Source organism: Mycobacteroides sp. CBMA 271 (assembly GCF_009729205.1).
Taxonomy (GTDB): Bacteria; Actinomycetota; Actinomycetes; order Mycobacteriales; family Mycobacteriaceae; genus Mycobacterium.
On record NZ_VTHB01000001.1, the window covers coordinates 303,298 to 325,255 of the forward strand.

Genomic DNA, 21,958 nt, shown 5'->3' on the forward strand with positions numbered 1-21,958 from the left:
CGAATATTCCAGATGGCGCCCGGACGCAAACACACCAGCGATAACATCCTTGATGCGGTGCTGTCCCTGCTGCTCGACGGCGGCCCCCGTGCCGCAACCATCGCGGCCATCGCTACCGCCTCCGGCGCCCCGCCGGGGACGCTGAATCACCGCTTTGGCAATCGCGAGGCCATCCTGTCGGCGACGTGGCTGCGAGCGGTCGAGCGATTCCACGCGCATGCGTTCGGCGCCCTACGCTGCGCCGCCGACCCTGTTGAAACAGCAGTGGCACTGGCGCTTTCGGTGCCCGCGTTCGCGCGCGCGTATCCGGACGATGCCCGGCTGCTGCTGTCGCTACGCAGCGCCGATGTTCTGGGCGCCGACGCCGCTTCACGACTGGAGGCGATGAACGAGCCACTGTTCGCCGCGATGCGGAATCTCACCAAGGCGATCTACGGCCGCGCGGACGCGCGCTCGCGCGACCGGTTGACGCGTGCCGTGGTGGACTTGCCGTATGCCGCGGTACGCCGACACATGCCGTCCCTGCCGAGCTGGCTCGACGAGGAGCTCGCGGAGGCGGTTCACCGACTGCTGGCACCATGACTGAACCCGCACGCCACAGGCTCCTCGCACCGGTGCTCATGCTGATCAGCGGGACCTCGCTGTACATCGGTGCCGCTGCGGGTGTCAGCTTGTTCCGGTGGCTCGACCCGGCGAGCGTGGCCTGGCTGCGGATATGCGGGGCCGCCGTGGTGCTCCTGGCCATTGTGCGTCCCGGACGTTCGGCGTGGCGGGGCCGGGCGCTGTGGTGGGCGGGCGGCTTCGGGGTGGTCACCGCGCTGATGAACATGTCCTTCTACCTGGCCATCGACCGATTGCCGCTGGGGACCGCGGTGGCCATCGAGTTCCTAGGACCTATCGCCATCGCCGCCATCGGTTCTCGCTCCGCGCGCGAGGGCTTCTCAGTAGTGGCCGCGCTCATCGGGGTGATTCTGATCGCCGATGTGCAGCTCTCGGCCGAGCCGATCGGCCTGGCCTTCGCGCTGCTGGCCGCGCTCTTCTGGGCTGGATACATCGTCCTCGGAAAACGCGTTGCACTACAAGGAAACCCGGCGGACTCGCTGGCGGTCGGATTTACCGTCGCCACGATCGTGACCGCTCCGGTCTTGGTGCTCGGACTGGCCGGTATCCATGGCGACGTGCCCATGGCCCACATCCTCATTCTGGGACTGCTGATGGGCGTGCTATCCAACGTCATCCCCTACGGGCTCGACCAGGTGATCCTGCGGCGGGCCGGACGCAGCTACTTCGCGGTGCTCTTGGCGCTGCTGCCGCTCACCGCGACCGCTATCGGCGTCCTCGTCATGCACCAGATTCCCAGCACACCGGAGCTTTTCGGCATCCTTGCGATCGTGGTAGCAGTGGCTTCTCGCCGCGACTCCCCGCCGAGTGGAGAACAACGATGAGAATCCTGCAGAAACCCAATCCCCCCAGTGGATTCCGGCGCACGCTGTGGCGCCTACCCATCCAGCTCTACCACGCTGGCCTCGGATTCCTGGTGGGCCAACGGCTCATGCTGCTCACGCATACCGGGCGGATATCGGGCCAACCGCGCCAAACCGTCCTGGAAGTCGTCGGCCGCGAGCAGGGCGACTACCTCGCGGCGTCCGGATTCGGCACCGCCGCCGACTGGTTCAAGAACATCCGCAAGGCACCCGAGGCCGTCATTCAGATTGGCAACCGGCGTCTGGACGCCCACGCCACCGTGCTGTCCTCCGACGAGGGAGCGGCGCTCATGGAGCGGTATGCCATGCGGCATCCCAAGGCGGCACGGCGGCTGTGCAAGATCATGGGCTTCGAGGTCGACGGCACCGCCGCCGACTTCCGCGAGGTTGGCCGGATGATCCCTTTCGTGAGGTTCACGCCCGCCTCGTAGCAGTGCTGCCAGGACGTGCTCAGCCCGTACCCGTACACTCCGCGAGCAACTGGATAGTGACAACTCGGGAGGGTATGCGTGATCACGACTGCGACGAACTGGAGCACCGAAATCTGGCGCTCGCTGGTATGGATCAGCTGGGTGTGGCCACTCACCATGGTCTGCTTCATCCTGATCGCGATCGCACTCACCAGGCTTACCCAATGGGGTCGGCAGTTCTGGCGTATCACCGGCGAATACTTCACCGATCGCAACCACCTGAGCCCGTGGCTCAGGTTGGCAATCGTCGTTTTGGCCGTGGTCGCCGATGTCCGGCTGACAGTGGTGTTCTCCTACTACTACAACGACATGTCCAAAGGAATCCAGTTCATCGTGCAAGCTCTGGCGCGCGACGGACAGGGCATGGCGGACGCCAAGGCGTTCTTCTGGAGCAACGTCATCAGGTTCTGTGTCCTCGCCGCGATCAACATCGGGCTAGTGGTCCTGGACCTCTATCTGTTGCAGCTCTTCATTATTCCGTGGCGAGTCTGGCTCACCGAGCGGGTAACCCACAATTGGCTGTCCGATCGCGCGTTCTACCGGTCGCGATTCATCGACAACACCATCGACAACCCGGATCAGCGAATCCAGGCCGATATCAACAACTTTGTCGCCATGTCCACAGCACCGGAAAGCCTGCAACAGACCTCGACGCATCTCGCATTCGGCGCGGTGAACGCGTGCATCACGTTGCCCTCGTTCACCATCATCCTGTGGGGCCTGTCCGGACCATTGACAGTGCTGGGCGTCGAAATACCCAGGGCGCTGGTCTTTCTGACGTATATCTATGTGATCGTCGCATCGGTCATTGCCTTCCGAGTTGGACGCCCGCTGATCCGCCGGTTCTTCCTCAACGAACGGCTCAATGCCATGTTCCGCTATGCGCTGGTGCGGTTGCGGGATACTGCCGAGAGTGTCGCGCTCTACCGCGGCGAACGCGCGGAATCACATCAGCTCAAGGGGCGATTTGACGCCATCATCGCCAACTTCTGGCAGATCACCTACCGCACCATGGGACTTACTGGCTGGAACTTCGCAGTCTCTCAGTCCGCCGCTATTTTCAGCCTCGTGATCCAGGCCCCACGTCTTATCGCGGGCCAGATTACGTATGGTGACGTCAGTCAGAGCTCAAACGCTTTCGGCCAAGTCCACGACAAACTGTCCTTCTTCCGGAACGCGTACGACAGATTCGCTGCGTACCGAGCGACAGTAAATCGTCTCGATGGGCTCCTCCAGGCGAACGACCAGTCCCGGGAGTTGCCGTCGCTCGACCCCGGCAACCAAGACCACGGCATCTCACTGGAAAACATCTATGTCCGAAAGCCCAACGGCGACAATCTCATCGATGACGTCAATCTGGAGCTAGGTGCCGGTGATGCCCTCGTCATCAAGGGCTCTTCCGGTAGCGGTAAGACCACGTTGCTGCGCTCGCTTGGACAGCTATGGCCGTACGCGGACGGGCATTGGAGCCGGCCCGGCGGCGAACACGAGACCATGTTCATCTCGCAGCTGCCCTACATCCCCCTAGGGAATCTGCGCGACGCGCTGACTTACCCCGCCGAGCCGGGCACCTTCTCCGACGAGGAACTGCGCGAGACCCTGGAGAAGGTTTCCCTGGCGCACCTCGTGGACCGTCTCACCGAGGAGTCTGACTGGATCAAGGTGCTCTCGCCAGGCGAACAGCAGCGTGTTGCCTTCGCGCGCATCGTCCTGATCAAGCCCAAGGTGGTCTTCATGGACGAATCCACCTCGGCGCTCGACGAGGGCCTGGAGTTCGCGCTGTACCGCCTGATTCGCACCGAGGTGCCCGACTGCACCGTCGTCAGCGTCAGCCACCGCAGCACGGTCGACCAGCATCACACACAGAAACTAGAGCTCCTCGGCGGTGGGCAATGGTCGCTGTCGCAGGTCTGAGCTGCCTAGGCCGTGGACGGCGAGTACCCTGAGATCGGTAGCTTCGTTAACTATCTCAAAAGGACGCATATATGGTCACCGTCTCGGCCTATGCCGCCACGTCCGGCAAGGAACCACTAGTCCCCACCACCATCGAGCGGCGTGAAGTCGGACCGCACGATGTCTTCATCGACATCAAGTTCGCCGGCATCTGCCACTCCGACATCCACACCGTCCGCGACGAGTGGGGACGCGCCAACTACCCGATCGTCCCAGGTCACGAGATCGCTGGCGTGGTCACCGCGGTCGGGTCGGAAGTCACCAAGTTCAAGCCCGGCGATCACGCCGGTGTCGGCTGCATGGTCGAGTCGTGCCGCACCTGTCCCCAGTGCCTCGCCGGGCTGCAGCAGTACTGCAGCGGGGGCGGCATGGTCGGCACCTACGGCGCCAAGGACCGTGACGGCACCCAGACGCAGGGTGGATACAGCCAGGCCGTCGTCGTCAACGAGGACTTCGTGCTGCGCATCCCCGACAGCCTGCCGCTGGACAAGGCGGCGCCGCTGCTGTGTGCGGGCATCACCACCTACTCCCCGCTGCGGCACTGGGGTGCCGGTCCGGGCAAGCGTGTCGCCGTCATCGGTCTCGGCGGGCTCGGGCATATGGCTGTCAAGCTGGGCGCAGCGATGGGCGCCGAGATCACAGTGCTCAGCCAGTCGCTGAAGAAGCTCGAAGACGGAATGAGCCTGGGCGCCAGCCACTACTACGCCACATCCGATCCGGCCACCTTCAAGACCCTGCGCTACGGCTTCGATCTCATCCTCAACACCGTCTCCGCCAATCTCGATATGGGCAAGTACTTGGGTCTACTCAACGTGGATGGGACGCTGGTGGAGCTGGGTGCACCGGAGAACCCGATCGAGGTTCCGGCGTTCCCACTGTTGTTCGGTCGCCGCAGCCTGTCCGGTTCCGGCATCGGCGGGATTCCGGAAACCCAAGAGATGCTTGACTTCTGCGCCGAGCACAACATCGGCTCGGAGATCGAGGTCATCGACGCCAACTACATCAATGAGGCGTACGAGCGTGTGATCGCCAGCGATGTGCGGTACCGCTTCGTCATCGACACCGCGACGCTTTAGTTTCGGTCGAGTGGGAATCTCACGAGACATATGCTCGAATCCCTCGTGAGATTCCCACTCACCGCAGGCTGACGGCGCTCTAAGTTTCATCCCGAGTGCAACCGGTGACTTATGTCGCCAGGGCGCCAATGCTGAGGGGATGAGCCGTGTCATCCGTTTCAACGCATTCGATATGAATTGCGTTGCGCACCAATCCCCCGGCCTGTGGCGGCACCCCGACGACCAGTCCTGGCGGTACAAGGATTTGTCCTACTGGACCAATCTCGCCCAGCTTCTCGAACGCGGTCGCTTCGATGGCCTGTTCATCGCCGATGTGCTTGGCACCTATGACATCTACGGTGCCAGCGACGAGGCAGCCATCCGCCAGGCCGCACAGATCCCCGTCGCCGATCCCCTGCTGCTGGTCTCGGCGATGGCGCTAGTGACCGAGCACCTCGGCTTCGGAGTAACCACCGGCACCGGATTCGAACATCCATATCCATTCGCGCGCAGGCTATCTACCCTCGATCACCTCACCGGCGGGCGCGTCGGCTGGAACGTCGTCACCGGATACCTGCCCGCCGCGGCACGCAACATGGGCCAGACCGACCAGCCCGCGCATGACGCCCGGTATGACCACGCCGACGAGTACCTTGAGGTGCTCTACAAACTGTGGGAAGGCTCCTGGGAAGACGACGCCGTTATCCGCGATACCGCACGCGGTGTCTTCACCGATCCCGACAAGGTGCACCACATCGGCCATGAGGGAACGCATTTCAGTGTGCCCGGCGTGCACCTGGTGGAGCCGTCACCGCAGCGGACTCCGGTGATCTATCAGGCGGGGTCCTCGCCGCGCGGGGTGCGCTTCGCCGCGGAAAACGCCGAGGCGGTGTTCACCGCGGCCCCCACCAAGGAGCTGCTACGCCAGACCGTCACCACCATCCGTCGCGAGTTGGAGTTGGCAGGGAGAGATCCCTACTCCGCCAAGATCTTCAACCTCACCACCGTCATCACCGGAGAGAACTCGGAAGCGGCGCATGCCAAACACGCCGAACTGCTGAGCTACGGCAGTGCCGAGGGTGCGCTGGTGTTCATGTCCGGCTGGATGGGTATCGACCTGGCCCGCTACGGCCTGAACGAGCCAATCGGAAACGTCGACTCCAACGCGATCCTGTCGGCGGTCGCGGCGTTTCAAGCAGCCACCGATGACGGTCGGGAATGGACGGTGCGCGATATCGCCGAGTGGGGTGAGATCGGCGGGATGGGGCCACGCGTCGTCGGCTCGGGCACCGAGGTGGCCGACACTCTGCAGGAGTGGGTGGAGGAAACCGATGTCGACGGCTTCAACCTGGCCTACGCGATCACACCCGGCACCTTTGAGGACTTCATCGAGCACGTGGTCCCAGTGCTGACCGAGCGCGGTGCCTACCAAAATGCTTACACACCAGGAACATTGCGCCACAAGCTGCTGGGTAACGGTGATCGGCTGCCCACCGAGCATCGCGGCGCCAAGTACCGGGTCGGTGGACCGCTGTCGACAATCATCGACCGACCATCCACCGTGCCGTCGTCTTCGGGCTCTGCTGCGCCCGTTCCCACCCGCGGGAGGTAGATTCCGTGCATGACAAACGGGGTGGGTCTTGTTGCTAGCGCCGCTGTCGCCGCCTTGTGCGCCGGCCTGATCGGCGCTCAACCGGTTGCTGCGGATCCACCGCCGGGATTCCCCGATATCAGCGGTCTCCCGACCGTCGACGCGAGCCAGTACCTGATTTACCCGTCGACCCAGTTCACCACGCCAAGCGGATTGATCTGCACGGCAGCCGGACGAAACCCCTACTTTGGCGTGAGCTGTTCCGGCGCAGCGGTCGGGTCAACATCCGCGGCGCTCGACATGAGTCGGCATGCGCGGCACAATGATTCGCCGGCCACGATATCGACCAGCTCAGTTCATACGAATCCAGCGGGCATCCACGCGCTGCCGACCAACCACATCATCACGCTACGACCGAACATCTGCTACGACGGCCAGCAATCGCCATGCGCCGGTGCCACCCTCGGATGCGCGGTGGTCGACTCCGCGACCACCGCGTGCATCATTGACGAAGAGGTCGTCGGGACCCACGGATTTGTGCTGAGCCCAGAACGCAACTGGGCGTTCTAATTACGCGTCGAGCGCGGTGGAGTCCACACCGGCAAGTGGCCAGCCGCCCGCGGCCAGGCGCGAGGCCACACGCGAAATGTCTTGAGCGGTGGGATCATCCTTCGTCACATCGGTGATGAACTTCTCGATCTCGTCCTGGCTCACCACACCGTCGACCTGAGCGGGTGACGCGGGGTCGGTCAGCTTGGCGACCACTTCCTTGACCTGGTCTTCAGTCAGCGTGCGGCGCAGCAGCGCCAGCAGCGGGAACCGATCCGTGGGGGGAACGCCCTCCGGGTATCCCGCGGACAGCCAGGACAGGATCGAACCGATAATCGATGTGCTCGTCACGGTCATAGTGTCCCCGGCCCGGGCGCCGGGCGCGAGACGGCACGAGCACAGTTCACCGGCCGTTCATTTGTAGAGAACGAGCTAGAAGTCCCAGTCCTCGTCTTCGGTGTTGACGGCCTTACCGATGACGTACGAGGAGCCCGACCCCGAGAAGAAGTCGTGATTCTCGTCGGCGTTCGGCGAGAGCGCCGACAGGATCGCCGGATTCACGTCGGTCTCCTCGCGCGGGAACAGTGCCTCATAGCCCAGATTCATCAGGGCCTTGTTGGCGTTGTATCGCAGGAACTTCTTGACGTCCTCGGTGAGCCCGACCTCGTCGTAAAGATCTTCGGTGTAATCGGTTTCGTTCTCGTACAGCTCGTAGAGCAGGTCGTAGGTGTATTCCTTGAGCTCGGCGCGCTTGGCCTCATCGACCCGCTCCAGACCTCGCTGGTACTTGTACCCGATGTAGTACCCGTGCACCGCCTCGTCGCGAATGATGAGCCTGATCATGTCGGCAGTGTTGGTGAGTTTGGCCCGGCTCGACCAGTACATCGGAAGATAGAAGCCCGAGTAGAACAGGAAGCTCTCCAGCAAGGTCGAGGCAACCTTGCGCTTGAGCGGCTCATCGCCCCGGTAGTACTCCATGACGATCTCGGCCTTGCGTTGCAGGTTCGAGTTCTCCTCCGACCAGCGGAACGCATCGTCGATCTCGCGCGTGGAGCACAGCGTCGAGAAGATCGAGCTGTAACTCTTGGCGTGCACCGACTCCATAAATGCGATGTTGGTGTACACCGCTTCCTCGTGCGGAGTGATCGCATCGGGGATCAGGCTGACCGCGCCGACGGTGCCCTGAATGGTGTCCAGCAGCGTCAGGCCCGTGAAAACCCGCATGGTCAACTGCTTTTCGTGATCGGTGAGAGTGTTCCACGACGGGATGTCGTTGGATACCGGCACCTTTTCAGGTAGCCAGAAGTTACCGGTGAGCCGATCCCAGACCTCGGCATCCTTCTCATCGGGAACCCGGTTCCAGTTGATCGCCGAGACGCGGCTGACCAGCTTAAGTTTTTCACTCACGAGATCACTCCTGGAGAACGTCAAACAGATTCGCGGGATTCGCTGACTGTTCCAGAGACACTACCCCTGGGGTACGACAACAAAGCGCAACACAACGTGTTGTGGTTAAGCGTGTCGAGCCGATTCGCGAGAATCCCTAGTGACACAAACTTGACACGTGTAAAGTCCGTGGTCATGGGCTCATCCAGGGACAAAATCAACGGGAAAACAATCGCCATCACCGGTGCCGCGCGCGGTATCGGCTACGCCACCGCCACCGCGCTGCTGCGCCGCGGGGCGCGCGTGGTGATCGGCGACCGTGATGTCGAGGCGCTCGGGGCCGCGGTCGAAGGACTCAAGGAAGAAGGAAACGTCGACGCCCACCCGGTCGACGTCACCGACCCCGCATCGTTCAAGCGATTCCTCGAAGCCGCCAGCGCCGGCGGGCCGGTCGACGTGCTCGTCAACAACGCGGGCGTCATGCCGATCGGCCCCTTCCTGTCCACCAGCGACCGTGCGATCCGATCGATGCTCGAGGTCAACCTGTACGGCGTCATCAACGGTTGCCAGCTCGCCCTCCCCGAAATGGTGGCCCGCCGCAGCGGCCAGATCATCAACATCGCCTCCGTCGCGGGACTCATGGCGGTACCGGGCATGGCGGTCTACAACGCCTCGAAGTTCGGGGTGGTGGGCCTGTCACGCGCGCTGAGCGACGAGTTCGCACCGCAGGGAGTCCAGGTCAGCGCGGTGCTGCCGACCTTCACCAACACCGAGCTGATTGCGGGCACCGATTCCACCGGCGCCAACAAGCCTGTCGAACCCGAGGACATCGCCGATGCGGTAGTGCGCATCATCGAGAAGCCACGTGTTCAGCTGACCGTCCCTAAGCCCCTCGGCGCCGTCACCACGATCGTCAACTCCCTACCTACCGGCATCCGCCGGTTCATGAGCAAAAAGACCGGAACCGATCGTGTCTTCCTCGAGTTCGATACCAGTGCACGCAGCGCATACGAGAATCGCGCCGGGTCAAGCCTCGGCGTGACTAAGCCCGACCAGGAATAGAGCGCTGGCTGGCCCTACTATTTGACCTGTGAGCGAGAACCACTACGACATCGCGGTAGTCGGCGGGGGCCCGGCGGGGTCATCTGCGGCCTGGCAGGCCGCCCGCACGGGTGCCCGCGTGGTTCTCGTCGACAAGGCCGAGTTCCCGCGGGACAAGCCGTGCGGTGACGGGCTGACCGCACGCGCGGTGAGCTACCTGCAGAAGATGGGCCTGGCCGATGAGGTCGCGCAGTTCCATCGGGTCGACGGTGTGCGTGTTGATAGCGGCAACGTCTGGGAGCTGACTTTCCCCCGTCGCCCCGGGATGCCCAACCACGGGCATGTGGTGCGCCGGCCGGAGTTAGACACCCTGCTGCTCAAGCACGCCGAATCGGCGGGCGTCGAAGTGCGCCAGTCCACGGAGGCGGTAGGCCCGATCGGCGACGGCGACCTGGTGAAGGGCGTCGAGGTCAAGACCGCCAGTGGATCTCGCGAGAAGATCTCCGCCGACGCGGTGATCGTCGCCGACGGCGCCTACTCCCCCTTTAAACGGGCGATGAAAATCGATTCGGAAGTCAAGGGGTACACCGCGATTGCCATCCGTGCCGAGATGGCGGCCAATCGCGAAGACTCAAACATGCTCGACATCGACCTGCGGCTGTTTCACAAGCAGGACGCCCTGCCCGGCTACGGCTGGGTGTTCCCGCTCGGCGGCGGGCGGATCAACGTCGGCATCGGCTACATGAACAGCTACCGGCACTGGCAGGACGTCAACGCCGCCGACGTGCTGGATGCGTACATGAAAAAGCTTCCGGCGCAATGGGAATTACCCGACGTCGCCGAGCTGCGCAAAAACAAGAGCGTGCGCGCGTGGCGGCTGCCAATGGGCTTCGTGTCCTGGCCGCCGTGGCGCCCGGGGGTGCTGTTCGTCGGTGACGCGCTAGGCGCGGGCAAGCCGGTTAGCGGCGCGGGAATCTCCAAGGCGCTCGAATCCGGTTTGGTGGCAGGCGAATGCGCTGTTGCCGCCTTGCAGAACGACGGCCCCGAGGACTTCTCCAACTTCGAGCAGCGCATGTACGACGCCTGGGGTCGCGAGTATCGGCGCGGGCGGATGATGCATAAAGCGCTGGGCAATCCATGGCTGTGCGATAAGGGCATCAAGCTGATGGACAACTCGACATTCCGCGAGAACCTACTCAAGGTGCTCTATAAGCAGGCGCAGGGGCCGAGCCACAAGCACTAGGCCCTTCTGTGCCGACACGCCGTCTCATGGCGGTTTCGTATCGCAGATGTCCGCCACAAACGGGCGCGTCGGCGACTAAGGAGATGCCGTGAACTCCACTCGGTATGACACCGCGTTGGCCACCGCCATCCTCATGATGGCGGGGTTCATCGATGCCATCGCATTCCTTTACCTCGGTGGGTACTTCGTCTCATTCATGAGCGGCAACACGACCCAGATGGCCGCCACCGCGGCCGGGCAGCAGTGGGCCAGCGCAGGTAAGGCCGCCGGGCTCATCGGCCTGTTCGTGGTCGGGGTCACCATCGGGTCGCTCGTCGGCCGGGTCGGCCGCGGCGACGGGCGGCTCGCGATACTCTGCACGGCGTCGGCACTTGTGTTCGCAGCCGGGCTGATTCACGCATTGGCCGACGGTGTGGCTCCGCTGCTGGTGACGGCGCTGGCCACGGGGGTCATCAACGCGGTGCTGCAGCGCGTCAGCGAGGTCAAGGTTGGCATCACCTTCGTGACGGGCATCCTGGTCAGGGTTGGCCAGCAGCTGGCCGATGCGCTGTGCGGCGGGCCCCGCTGGCTGTGGCTGCGCGATCTTCGGCTGTGGGCGGCCTTGCCTCTCGGCGGCGCGACCGGAGCCCTTGTCTACCAACAGCTTCAGCTGAGCGCGCTGTGGGTGGCGGCCGGGGTGCTGCTGGCCATCACCGGGCTGGCGTGGCTCAGCGAAAGCCGCGGCTAGATCTTCACCAAATTGAACACCTGCTGGGCACGGTCAACGTTCCCGTCGACCGCCACGCGGGACAAGGGAACGCGGTGCCACACGGCGAGCAGCAGATCGGAAGTGGACGCTGTGATGGTCGCGTCCGGCGCGGCGTCTTCCTCCACGATGCCGATGCCATCCGCATCCGCGCGCAGTAGCCACGAGTCTCCACTGTCGTTGGCGTTCAGGAGTATTCGCGTTCCTCGAAGGTACTCCGGCGTGCCCCCGGCGCCGATGCGCCTCGGCGCGAAGACTTCGGACCACTCCGCGATGCCGTCGGCCGCAAGAACCGTATCGATGGGGTCGGAGTCCCAGCCGCGGTAGGCACTCTCGATATCCCAGCGGTGCACCGCCACTTCTTGAGCCTGGCGGCGATACCAGAACCGCACCGGGCGCTCACCGAACGGCGACTTGGTGGGTGCATCGAGGTCGGCTGACTCCAGCGCTGCGACCAGCTTGTCGGCGAGCCCCGAGTACCAATCGATGACCGCCTTCCCCGTCGGGGCGTCCTTGTCGTCGTACGGAACCTTTTCTCCGACAAGGACTCCGACCGCCCAACGATGCACGTTGCCGACATGCGCGATAGCGCTGCGCACCGTCCACCCCGGACACGGCGGCACATCGCGGTCCAGATGCTCTGGCGATGTCGCGGCGACGGACGCCATCCCGCTACGGAGTGCCGCTAACCACTGATCGGGTGTCACACGGCTATTACAGCATGCGGAAGTCACTGAACCCACGTTCGGAGATCAGAGTCTGCGGCGACAGATGATCGGGTTTATACATCTCACAATCATTGACCGACTGATATGTCAGTTGATATAAATAATGAGTTGCTAGTAAGTGCCCGCTCGGACCGTCCAGGCCTGCTGTGTCGACTCCGCCTCGCGATAAAGAACCGGCAAAATGTCTGACCACGAGCTGACGGGTCGGACGCAACGCACTACCAGGAGCCCAATAATGACCGAGAGCCCAACAGTCACCGAAACTCGGTACATCCGATTCGTGGATCTCCGCGCCGACCAGCCCGATCTCCCTAAATGGGGTCGTGCAGCGGGAGCGCCGCAGCCGCGAGACACTCCACTAGTCGTCAGTGTTTCCGACCGACGCACGCCAAGACCATCGGACCCGACCGTTGTGTTTTTGCATAACGGCGGCTCGAATCGTCTGGTATGGAACGCGGTCATCGAGCTGCTGCCACCAAACATCCGAACCGTTGCTGTCGACCTCCCCGGATACGGGGAGTCGGACGCGCCGCGCAGCGGATTCCGGCGAATTGACTACACCGATATCCTCGAGGCGCTTCTGGACGAGCGAGTCCCGGACGACAACAAGGTGATTCTCGTAGGAAACTGCATGGGTGCGGCGTTCTCGTGGACGCTAACGATGCGGCGTCCAGACAGGATCGGCGCGCTGGTGCTGGTCAACCCTCTTACCGAGCAGACCGCGCGCCGCGGCACCTGGGGACGGCTTGTTCCACTCGCCTATCGCTTCGACTTGGGCCGTCTCCTCGGTCCATTGAAGCTGCCCCGTTTTCTCGGATGGCTCAGTCTGGTCCCCCAGTTGGGCATCATCGGTATGCGCCGCAGCGCGTGGCGCAATCGCGAGATCTCCAAACAGTGGTCCGACTCGGGCCGGCTGCGGCCGATACTCGCCTTGTTCCACGACATTCGGGGGTACAGCGAGCTGGATCAGTTCCAGCGTCCAGCGGTGTGGCCGTGGACAGCGATGATCTGGGGAAGCGCAAACTGGGCCCTGTCGCCTCGAGCAGGCGCCGGCCTCGCTACAGGGCTGCGCCCCGAACGCAATGTGGTACTTGCCGGCGCCGGTCACCTTGCGATGCTCGAGTCGCCCAGCGAGATCGCGCAGGTGGTTTCTGAAGCGATCCAAGCCGCACAGGGCTAACACCTTCACCCGCATCGGAACACGACTCAGCGCATGCGGGGCGCGTGTCCATAGCGGAAGCGCAGTGTCCCGATGGAGCGAGGCAAGCCATTGGCCCTGTTGATTAGTGCAAGGACAAGGCTGATGGCCGAGCTGGTTCAGGCGCGCCTGACTGGCGAGCATCGCGCATTTGGTCTCGATAGTGCTGGAGCGAATCTTGCGAGTAGTGGGTGCGCCACGGCACCTTTCCGAAACGAATTCGGGCAGCCATGTACCAGCCGATCCATCCGCGCGTGATGGCTGCAGGAAGTATCTTCCAGACGCCTCGGTGAATCGCGATGGCCAGCTTGTCCTTCCAGCTCGGTCGGATATCCATGGCGTCACTGAGGGCGTCGGTGGCGGCTATCAGAAGCCCGACACGTAGGAGGTGGCGGATCGGCCAACTCAGCGCGCGCAGTACAGGATTCGGCAACCAAGGCATTGCCCGAAATGACGAGGGTGCCCGTAGTTCGGCAAGCAGGAAGCGGGTGGCTTGTGAGGCATGCGGGTCGACGCTCTCCATCCAAGCGCCGTCGCGATACGTGAGGAGATCGTCGTACTTCCGCGGAAGATCGTCAGCTCCGAACAAGTGCCCGATCGCCAAGAGCCCCTCGTAGGCCTTCTGCCGCACCACGGGCGACGGCCAGCCGCGGAGCTGACCATGAACCTCCATCAGCGGCAACACGATTGCCGCCCAGGTCCAATTCCAGAGGTCCCGCTCCCACGCGTGATACCGGGTACCGTCGTCCAGCTCTCCCTGGATAAAGCGATGAAGCTCGCGGATGGTCTCGGACACCTTCACCCGCTCGTCGTCCGCAAACACCACACCAAGGGCTAGATCGACAGTGTCCCGGGCACGTCCAATGACATCCTCCAACCTGACCTGTTCACGCACAGCGACTTTGGCGATCCGATCGTGGTCATCGATGCCCTTGCCGCCCTTTGCACTGAGGACCGGATAGATGAACGCAGGGAACGCTGCGTACACGGTGCTCAGGTCGGACAGCATCTCGCGGGTCGCACTCCCCCGCCCCAATAGCGAATTCAGCTCGGCGTCATCCATTGACGTGTCCTCACGTAGCGATGAGACCTATCAACCGGCCTCCCTTCAAGTACCGTAGTACACCGATCGGTTTACTACAAGAGGTTTAGCACACAGCATCTTGATTCTCTTGCCCAGCAGCAGATCTGCGCCTTGTTGTCATCGTGCGCAGAGGCGGTGTCCGTGAGAACGTCAGCGTCGGCCGCGCTTGGCCCGGCCCGGCTCGCGGGCGACCTTGCCCGCCGCGGCGCGGGCGGCCTGCTTCGCGAGGGTCTTCTCCCGTGCGGTGCGTTTGGGTACCGGCTCGGTCTGTCCCCGCGACGAGTCGGCCTTGCGGCCCCGCACAATACCGATGAACTCCTCGACCAGTTCCGGCTGCGGCCCTTCCGCGAAGGCGAGCGCGACGGGACAGGTGGGCGCGTCGGTGATCGGGCGGTAGGTGAGGTCCTTGCGGTGATACAGCCGCGCCAGTGACTGCGGAACGATGAGCACACCGATCCCTGCGGCGACCAGTTCTATTGCATCCTCAGTGGTCTCGGGCCGGTGATCGACAGGAACACCGGGAGCGCCCGCCCAGCCGAGCACATCATCGAGTGGGAGCAGCACCGACTCGCCGTCAAGGTCCGCGGCGGCGATCGCGTCGACGGCACTCAGAATGTGATCGGTCGGCACCACCGCCACCGTCGTCTCGTTGTAGAGAGGAATGACGGCCAGCCCAGAAGTATCGGCCGGTGGCCGGAGCAGTGCCATATCGACGGTGCCCGCCCGCACTGCGGCAACCGCGTCTGCCGCGGCGACGGCGTGCAACTGCAGTTGAATCTCGCGGTGACGCTCCGCCCAGACCCGGGCCCACTTCGCCGGTGTCCCGCCGGGGACGTACCCGAGGGTCAGGGAGAGCGGGGTCACCGCCTCAGGCTACCGATACGCTAGTGCCATGAGCAGGCCGAACGCGCAGTCCATGAAACCCGCCACGGCGGCCAAGAAGCTGGACGTGTACTTGCAAGCGACACCTGCGGAGTTCCAGGAGAACCCGATCACCCGCACCGAGCTCGCCGCCCTGCAGGCAGACCCGCCGCAGTGGCTCAAGGACTTGCGCAAGGCCGGGCCGCACCCGAAGAACCTCGTGGCGGCCAAGCTAGGCGTCTCGATCGCCGGTCTCGCGCGCGGCGGCGTTGACGGTCCGCTGTCCACCGAGCAGATCGAGCAGCTACTCGAGGACAAGCCGGAATGGCTGGTCGCTGAACGCGAGAGCTACCAGGCGGTGCTGAGCGAGCAGCGACGCCTGAAGGCACTACATGCGGAAAAGGCTCGCGGGAACCGCCCCTGAGGCGCCCCGCGCCCTAACAGCATGCAGCGGGCGCAGCCCTCGCCCCGGGTTTGCACAGGTAGACAGCCCATAGTCAGCGATGTCCACTGAACTAGCGCCAATGAGTATCATCCGACGGATTGGCCAGGTAGGCTGTACCGCGAATGTGTTCTGCATTCGCGAAAGTAAACGAAAGAAGTACAAGAAATATGACGCAAGGAACCGTGAAATGGTTCAACGGGGAAAAGGGCTTCGGCTTCATCTCTCCCGATGACGGCAGTGCGGACGTCTTCGTCCACTACTCCGAGATCCAGGGCGGTGGTTTTCGCTCGCTAGAGGAGAACCAGCGCGTTCAGTTCGAGGTAGGACAGGGCGCCAAGGGCCCCCAGGCCACCGGAGTGACCGCAATCTGATCTTGACGAAATCTATGGGCCGGCAAAAGACTATCTTTTGTCGGCCCATAGATCGTTAGGCCCGGTTAAAATCTCCCGGTTACGTCCGGTGGAGACAAATAGGTTCATGCCGCTATAGAGGCATTCAGAATGCGGTGGTAGCTCCAGTCTGGATGTCTCCGAACTGTCATGGCACAAAACAACTCTCACCCAACTGTGTGCCCAGAATCTGCCGACCGAGCACAAAACGAGGCTAGATCTCTCCTCCTAGATAAGAAGCAGGCCAGGAGAAAGTTTCCCCTGGCCCACTTCCACCTCGAAATCTCCTACAGCATGCAGCTGACGCAGCCCTCGACTTCGGTGCCTTCCAGCGCCATCTGCCGCAGCCGGATGTAGTACAGCGTCTTGATTCCCTTGCGCCAGGCGTAGATCTGCGCCTTGTTGACGTCGCGCGTAGACGCGGTGTCCTTGAAGAACAGCGTCAGCGACAATCCCTGATCCACATGCTGCGTAGCCGCGGCATAGGTGTCGATGATCTTCTCGTAGCCGATCTCGTACGCGTCCTGGTAGTACTCCAGGTTGTCGTTGGTCAGGTACGGCGCCGGGTAGTACGCCCGGCCGATCTTGCCTTCCTTGCGGATTTCGATCTTCGAGGCTACCGGGTGAATCGAGGACGTCGAGTAATTGATGTAGGAGATCGATCCGGTCGGCGGTACCGCCTGCAGGTTCTGGTTGTAGATGCCGTGCTCTTGCACCGACTCCTTCAGCCGCTGCCAATCCTCTTGTGCCGGAATACGAATCCCCGCATCGGCGAAGAGCTGGCGCACCCGCTCGGTCTTCGGCTCCCACACCTGCTCGGTGTACTTGTCGAAGAACTCACCACTGGCGTACTTCGACTTCTCGAACCCACCGAACTTCGTACCCCGCTCGATGGAGATGCGGTTCGATGCCTTCAACGCGTGGTACAGCACGGTGTAGAAGTAAATGTTGGTGAAGTCGATACCCTCTTCGGAACCGTAGAAGATCCGCTCACGGGCCAGATACCCGTGCAGGTTCATCTGTCCCAGGCCGATGGCGTGAGAATCGTTGTTACCCTGCTCGATCGACGGCACCGACCAGATATGCGTCTGGTCCGACACCGCGGTCAGCGCGCGGATCGACACCTCGATGGTCTGCGCGAAATCCGGCGAGTCCATCGTCTTAGCGATATTGAGCGAGCCCAGGTTGCACGAAATGTCCTTGCCCACCTTGGCATACGACAGATCATCGTTGAACAGCGAAGGCGTCGATACCTGCAGGATCTCCGAGCACAGGTTCGAGTGGGTGATCTTGCCCTCGATCGGATTGGCCCGATTCACGGTGTCCTCGTACATGATGTACGGGTAACCCGACTCGAACTGCAGCTCGGCCAGGGTCTGGAAGAACTCGCGCGCCTTGATCTTCGTCTTCCGGATCTGGCCGTTATCGACCATCTCGTAATACTTTTCGGTGACGTTGATATCGGCGAACGGCACCCCATAGATGCGCTCGACGTCGTACGGCGAGAACAGGTACATGTCCTCGTTCTTCTTGGCCAACTCGAAGGTGATGTCCGGGATCACCACACCTAGCGACAGCGTCTTGATGCGGATCTTCTCGTCGGCGTTCTCCCGCTTGGTGTCCAAAAACCGGAAGATGTCCGGGTGGTGCGCATGCAGGTACACCGCCCCGGCCCCCTGGCGGGCACCGAGCTGATTGGCGTAGGAGAACGAGTCTTCCAGCAGCTTCATGATCGGGATGACACCCGAACTCTGGTTCTCGATGTTCTTGATCGGCGCGCCATGCTCGCGAATGTTGGTGAGCAGCAAGGCAACACCGCCACCGCGCTTAGACAGCTGCAGGGCCGAGTTGATGGAGCGCCCGATGGACTCCATGTTGTCCTCGATGCGCAGCAGGAAGCAAGACACCGGCTCGCCGCGCTGCTTCTTGCCCGAGTTGAGGAAGGTTGGGGTGGCCGGCTGGAAACGCCCGTCGATGATCTCGTCGACCAACTTCTCGGCCAGCGCGATGTCGCCCGATGCCAGGGTGAGCGCCACCATGACGACGCGATCCTCGAAACGCTCCAGATAACGCTTTCCGTCGAACGTCTTCAGCGTGTACGAGGTGTAGTACTTGAACGCGCCCAGGAACGTCGGGAACCGGAACTTCTTGGCATACGCGCGATCCAGCAGTGACTTGACGAAGTTCCGAGAGTACTGGTCGAGCACCTCGCGCTCGTAGTACTCCTTCTCGATCAGGTAGTCGAGCTTCTCGTCCTGGTTGTGGAAGAAGACCGTGTTTTGGTTGACGTGCTGCAGAAAGTACTGCCGCGCCGCCGCGACATCCGCCTCGAACTGGATCTTGCCCTCGGCGTCATACAGGTTGAGCATGGCGTTGAGCGCGTGGTAGTCCAGCTCGCCATGAGCCGAGCCGTGCCCGCTTGATGATCCAGAGGTCACAGGTTCTGCAGTTGTCGCGGTTGGCGCCACGGTGTTTCCTTCCAGAAGTTCGTAAGGCCCGAGCGGACGGCTTCAACATCCTCCGTGGTGCCCATGAGTTCAAAGCGGTACAGATATGGCACGTCACACTTGGCCGAAATGACCTTGCCCGCGTAGCAGTATTCCGCGCCGAAATTGGTGTTCCCGGCCGCGATGACCCCGCGGATCAATGACCGGTTGTGTTCGTTGTTGAGAAATTTGACGACCTGCTTGGGGACGTATCCCCCGGCCTGACCGGGCACCGGATGTCCACCGCCATATGTCGGAACCAGCAGCACATACGGGTCCCGAATCAAGCCAACCTGGATATCGCCACGCAGGGGGATCCGGGTGGCGGGAACACCCAGCTTCTGAACGAAGCGGTGGGTGTTCTCCGACACGCTAGAGAAATAGACCAGATGGGCCATGCCCGGCTCCCGTACTACTTACTACCGATTGCTACGCAGAGACTGCGACGGCGCCCGCGAGCGCCTTGATGCGGTCCGGACGGAAACCGGACCAGTGATCGTCACCGGCCACAACCACGGGCGCCTGCAGGTAGCCGAGCGCCATGACATAGTCACGCGCCTCGGGGACCTCGCTGATGTCCACGACGTTGTACTCGATGCCCTGCTTGTCGAGGGCCTTGTACGTCGCGTTGCACTGTACGCAGGCGGGCTTGGTGTAGACGGTGATGCTCATGCGTAGCTCCTCAGCGAATGGATCGTGTATATCTCAACAAAGTTTTCAGCAGTCCAGTACCCGGGAAAATTCCGCACCGCCCGTAGTGGCTGAGCGCCGGAATCGACCAGAAGATCTGCCGGGAATCCGGGCCGGGCGGCCCGGATTCGTTCCCGGCCTTTCGGTGTTCCAGACACTACACCTGGTGTCTGACAATCGGAACTCATACAAGATGTTCTGAACAACATTCATGAAATTCCCTGGTCGTGAGACCTGACACCCCTGAAATTTCGGCGTGTCGTATTCGAGGCGTGTCCGCGCATCCGGCAGTGGCTGGACCATATGTGGTGTCTACCACCGGGCACCGACACCGGCTAGCAGATCACCGACCACCGGGCAAACCTTTTCACCTAGCGAGTCTGTGGAAACTGTGGAGTTCTGTGGATGAATCTGGGGACAGATCCGGATCTAGCGGAAGAGTCCCACGTTGTCGACCACCCACCGCACGCATGTGGTACCCGGGTACCCAGTGGGGTCGGTGACCCAAGTGTTCGCCGGCTCCGCGTACACAAGGCCTGACAGCGGTCGGCCGCACAGGTTATGTTCTCCGGCGATGACGTCATCCCCCACCGAGCCACAGCACCCCGTGGCCTACGGGCACGCCAACCCCCGGAACGTATTCACGGCCAGCGCCGTCGGCTCGGCCATCGAGTTCTATGACTTCTATATCTATGGCACGGCCGCCGCGCTCGTCTTCCCCACCGTCTTTTTCCCGAACCTGAGCGATTCCCTGGCCTCCTTCGCCTCCATCGCGACCTTCAGCACCGCATTTCTGGCACGGCCCGTCGGCGCTGCCCTGTTCGGCCATTACGGAGACCGCTTCAGCCGCAAGGGCACCCTGGTAGTCACCCTGATCACCATGGGAATCGCCACCATGGCGGTCGGCATGGTTCCCAGCGCCGCATCGATCGGCGCGGCAGCACCGGCGGCCATTGTCGTGCTGCGGCTCCTGCAGGGCCTCGCGGTCGGCGGGGAGTGGAGCGGGGCAGCGTTGCTCTCCTCCGAGTACTCCCCAAGCCATGCACGCGGCCGCGCCGCGACCGCGGTGCCCATCGGAAGCTCAACCGGGCTACTGCTCAGCAGCCTGGTCTTCCTGATCGTCAACGTGACCGTCGGGGAGGAAAGCTCCGCGTTCATGTCATGGGGATGGCGAATACCTTTCCTCGCCAGTGGGCTCTTGGTGGCAGTCGGTCTCTACATCCGGCTTCATATCGCGGAGACACCGGAGTTCGCCTATGCGAAAGCTCACGACAAGCTCGTCACATCGCCGCTGAGACAAGTGATTACCGAGCACCCGCGCACGCTGGCGCTGACCTGCGGGACGATGCTGATCATTTTCACGCTGTCCTTCATGACCAACACGTACTTCCCCGGATTCGCGCGATCCGAATTGCACTTCTCGCGCGCAGCCATCCTGACTACCGGGGTGCTCGGCGCCATCGTCCTCATGGCGTCGGCGACAGTCGGTGGAATCCTCAGCGACCGGATAGGCCGCCGACGGGTGATATTGACCAGCATGGCCCTGACACTCCCGTGGACGCTGCTGATGACTCCCTTGCTCGCCAGCGGTCCACTCTGGGCCTACCTTGCAGCGCTAACGCTCACCTACGTGCTGTTCGGGCTCGCTTTCGGGCCCATGGCGAGTTTCCTCCCGGAGTCCTATCCCGTGGGCACCCGCTACAGCGGTACCGGCGTGGCCTTCAACGTGGCCGGCGTGTTCGGCGGTGCCATTCCGCCACTGATCGCCGGACCGCTGCAGAACACCCTGGGCAGCTGGGCCGTCGGATTGATGCTGCTGGCGATCTGCACGGTGAGCGTCGTCTCGGTATCCGCGATGAAAGAGACCTGGAACCCGGACCGACGATCGGCCGCTACAAATTAGCCGTTAGAAGCAGACGCCAGTGCTTCCAGCGTCTTGGCCAGCTCGGCCACCGTCTCGGCGTGCTCACGGGGATGCTTGCCGTCGAACGCGGAGACCGGCACCGCCAATTTGACGTCGTCCAGCACATTGGCGGTCGCGATGGCCGCGACCTTGCGGGTGTCGTCGATAGCCCAGATGCCGCCGTAGCGGCCGGCGGACGTCCCGATCACCACGGTCGGCTTGTCCTTGAACACGCTGCTGCCGAACGGACGGGACAACCAATCGAGCGCATTCTTCAATGCACTGGACACGGTGCCGTTGTTCTCGGGGCTGACCAACAGCACGGCATCGGCATCGGCGACCGCCGCGCGCAGCGACTGCACCGACGCGGGGGCGTTGTCGCCATCGATGTCCTCGTTGTAGTGCGGCAGATCGGCCAGCCCTTCAAAGATGCTCACGCTCAACCCGGCCGGCGCGTTCTCGACCGCGACCTCTGCGAGCTGCCGATTGAGCGATGCCTTCCTGAGGCTTCCGACGATTGCCAGCACGTTCTTATCCGCCATGGTTGCTCACCCTTCCATCAGCGAGGTGCGATGTCGCACCCCTATCGAGGACCTTTGTCACGTTCTACAATACGGACTGCGGTCCGTTTATTCTTCCGGCGCTACTATCGGGGTG

At 62.8% G+C, this 21,958-nt stretch carries 23 protein-coding genes; 14 read left to right on the forward strand and 9 right to left on the reverse strand.

The window, feature by feature from the left end; translation table 11 throughout:
• Positions 1–12: 12 nt before the first annotated feature.
• The 7 genes from FZI91_RS01460 (at position 13) to FZI91_RS01490 (ending at position 7,123) form a co-directional block, all read left to right on the forward strand.
• Entirely contained in the window at positions 13–582 is a 570-nt protein-coding gene (locus FZI91_RS01460; protein WP_155936926.1) for a TetR/AcrR family transcriptional regulator, read from the forward strand.
• Positions 579–1,445 carry a DMT family transporter gene (locus FZI91_RS01465; protein ID WP_155936927.1) on the forward strand — a complete coding sequence of 289 codons (867 nt, stop codon included), beginning with the start codon at positions 579–581 and terminating at the stop codon, positions 1,443–1,445. Before FZI91_RS01460 ends, FZI91_RS01465 begins: the two co-directional genes overlap by 4 nt.
• The gene (locus FZI91_RS01470; RefSeq protein WP_155936928.1) at positions 1,442–1,915 is read left to right on the forward strand and encodes a nitroreductase family deazaflavin-dependent oxidoreductase; all 474 of its coding nucleotides are present in this window, start codon (positions 1,442–1,444) and stop codon (positions 1,913–1,915) included. The genes FZI91_RS01465 and FZI91_RS01470 overlap by 4 nt, the downstream gene beginning before the upstream one ends.
• Before the next feature lie 81 nt (positions 1,916–1,996).
• A complete protein-coding gene (locus FZI91_RS01475) occupies positions 1,997–3,868 on the forward strand; it encodes an ABC transporter ATP-binding protein/permease (RefSeq protein WP_162526136.1) in 1,872 nt (623 codons plus the stop codon).
• 71 nt (positions 3,869–3,939) lie between these two features.
• Positions 3,940–4,983 carry an NAD(P)-dependent alcohol dehydrogenase gene (locus tag FZI91_RS01480; RefSeq protein ID WP_155936929.1) on the forward strand — a complete coding sequence of 348 codons (1,044 nt, stop codon included), beginning with the start codon at positions 3,940–3,942 and terminating at the stop codon, positions 4,981–4,983.
• A 139-nt stretch (positions 4,984–5,122) separates the two neighbouring features.
• Entirely contained in the window at positions 5,123–6,574 is a 1,452-nt protein-coding gene (locus FZI91_RS01485; RefSeq protein ID WP_155936930.1) for an LLM class flavin-dependent oxidoreductase, read from the forward strand.
• Positions 6,575–6,583: 9 nt separating this feature from the next.
• Positions 6,584–7,123 (forward strand): hypothetical protein, encoded by a 540-nt coding sequence (locus FZI91_RS01490; protein ID WP_155936931.1) that lies wholly within the window; start codon positions 6,584–6,586, stop codon positions 7,121–7,123.
• Here the strand turns inward: FZI91_RS01490 and FZI91_RS01495 are convergent, their stop codons facing one another.
• Together FZI91_RS01495 and nrdF are read right to left on the reverse strand one after the other, a co-directional pair.
• Positions 7,124–7,453, reverse strand: a complete 330-nt coding sequence (locus tag FZI91_RS01495) for a DUF3349 domain-containing protein (RefSeq protein WP_162526105.1) — start codon at positions 7,451–7,453, stop codon at positions 7,124–7,126.
• Positions 7,454–7,534: 81 nt separating this feature from the next.
• A complete protein-coding gene (gene nrdF, locus FZI91_RS01500; protein ID WP_162526106.1) occupies positions 7,535–8,509 on the reverse strand; it encodes a class 1b ribonucleoside-diphosphate reductase subunit beta in 975 nt (324 codons plus the stop codon).
• Between the two features lie 174 nt (positions 8,510–8,683).
• Here nrdF and FZI91_RS01505 point away from each other — a divergent pair, with 174 nt between their 5' ends.
• The 3 genes from FZI91_RS01505 to FZI91_RS01515 all read left to right on the forward strand — a co-directional run bounded on the left by FZI91_RS01505 (position 8,684) and on the right by FZI91_RS01515 (position 11,499).
• Entirely contained in the window at positions 8,684–9,550 is an 867-nt protein-coding gene (locus FZI91_RS01505) for an SDR family oxidoreductase (RefSeq protein ID WP_155936934.1), read from the forward strand.
• Positions 9,551–9,578: 28 nt separating this feature from the next.
• Complete coding sequence (locus FZI91_RS01510; RefSeq protein WP_162526107.1) at positions 9,579–10,772, forward strand: NAD(P)/FAD-dependent oxidoreductase; 1,194 nt, start codon at positions 9,579–9,581, stop codon at positions 10,770–10,772.
• An 88-nt stretch (positions 10,773–10,860) separates the two neighbouring features.
• Positions 10,861–11,499 (forward strand): YoaK family protein, encoded by a 639-nt coding sequence (locus tag FZI91_RS01515; protein ID WP_309224134.1) that lies wholly within the window; start codon positions 10,861–10,863, stop codon positions 11,497–11,499.
• On the opposite strand, the gene FZI91_RS01520 is transcribed toward FZI91_RS01515, so the two are convergent.
• Positions 11,496–12,224, reverse strand: a complete 729-nt coding sequence (locus tag FZI91_RS01520; RefSeq protein WP_162526108.1) for a maleylpyruvate isomerase family mycothiol-dependent enzyme — start codon at positions 12,222–12,224, stop codon at positions 11,496–11,498. The two genes, FZI91_RS01515 and FZI91_RS01520, sit on opposite strands and share 4 nt — an antisense overlap.
• A gap of 256 nt (positions 12,225–12,480) precedes the next feature.
• On the opposite strand from FZI91_RS01520, the gene FZI91_RS01525 reads away from it, so the two are divergent.
• Positions 12,481–13,425 carry an alpha/beta fold hydrolase gene (locus FZI91_RS01525; RefSeq protein ID WP_162526109.1) on the forward strand — a complete coding sequence of 315 codons (945 nt, stop codon included), beginning with the start codon at positions 12,481–12,483 and terminating at the stop codon, positions 13,423–13,425.
• Positions 13,426–13,528: 103 nt separating this feature from the next.
• On the opposite strand, the gene FZI91_RS01530 is transcribed toward FZI91_RS01525, so the two are convergent.
• Together FZI91_RS01530 and FZI91_RS01535 are read right to left on the reverse strand one after the other, a co-directional pair.
• A complete protein-coding gene (locus FZI91_RS01530; protein WP_155936936.1) occupies positions 13,529–14,506 on the reverse strand; it encodes an oxygenase MpaB family protein in 978 nt (325 codons plus the stop codon).
• Between the two features lie 171 nt (positions 14,507–14,677).
• Positions 14,678–15,391, reverse strand: coding sequence for a LysR family substrate-binding domain-containing protein (locus FZI91_RS01535; protein ID WP_162526110.1), 714 nt, complete (start codon positions 15,389–15,391; stop codon positions 14,678–14,680).
• Between the two features lie 28 nt (positions 15,392–15,419).
• On the opposite strand from FZI91_RS01535, the gene FZI91_RS01540 reads away from it, so the two are divergent.
• Positions 15,420–15,812: a DUF5997 family protein gene (locus FZI91_RS01540; protein WP_155936937.1), complete on the forward strand. Its 393-nt coding sequence runs from the start codon at positions 15,420–15,422 to the stop codon at positions 15,810–15,812.
• A 188-nt stretch (positions 15,813–16,000) separates the two neighbouring features.
• Positions 16,001–16,204, forward strand: a complete 204-nt coding sequence (locus tag FZI91_RS01545) for a cold-shock protein (RefSeq protein WP_078296271.1) — start codon at positions 16,001–16,003, stop codon at positions 16,202–16,204.
• Positions 16,205–16,509: 305 nt separating this feature from the next.
• Here the strand turns inward: FZI91_RS01545 and nrdE are convergent, their stop codons facing one another.
• The 3 genes from nrdE to FZI91_RS01560 form a co-directional block, all read right to left on the reverse strand.
• On the reverse strand, positions 16,510–18,591 hold the full coding sequence (gene nrdE, locus FZI91_RS01550; RefSeq protein ID WP_239001780.1) for a class 1b ribonucleoside-diphosphate reductase subunit alpha: 2,082 nt from the start codon (positions 18,589–18,591) through the stop codon (positions 16,510–16,512).
• 65 nt (positions 18,592–18,656) lie between these two features.
• Positions 18,657–19,106 (reverse strand): class Ib ribonucleoside-diphosphate reductase assembly flavoprotein NrdI, encoded by a 450-nt coding sequence (gene nrdI / locus FZI91_RS01555; RefSeq protein WP_155936939.1) that lies wholly within the window; start codon positions 19,104–19,106, stop codon positions 18,657–18,659.
• Between the two features lie 31 nt (positions 19,107–19,137).
• Positions 19,138–19,380, reverse strand: coding sequence for a redoxin NrdH (locus FZI91_RS01560; RefSeq protein WP_155936940.1), 243 nt, complete (start codon positions 19,378–19,380; stop codon positions 19,138–19,140).
• 592 nt (positions 19,381–19,972) lie between these two features.
• On the opposite strand from FZI91_RS01560, the gene FZI91_RS01565 reads away from it, so the two are divergent.
• Positions 19,973–21,301, forward strand: a complete 1,329-nt coding sequence (locus tag FZI91_RS01565) for an MFS transporter (protein WP_155936941.1) — start codon at positions 19,973–19,975, stop codon at positions 21,299–21,301.
• Here the strand turns inward: FZI91_RS01565 and FZI91_RS01570 are convergent.
• The gene (locus tag FZI91_RS01570) at positions 21,298–21,828 is read right to left on the reverse strand and encodes an NAD(P)H-dependent oxidoreductase (protein ID WP_162526137.1); all 531 of its coding nucleotides are present in this window, start codon (positions 21,826–21,828) and stop codon (positions 21,298–21,300) included. The genes FZI91_RS01565 and FZI91_RS01570 overlap by 4 nt on opposite strands.
• Positions 21,829–21,958: the final 130 nt, after the last annotated feature.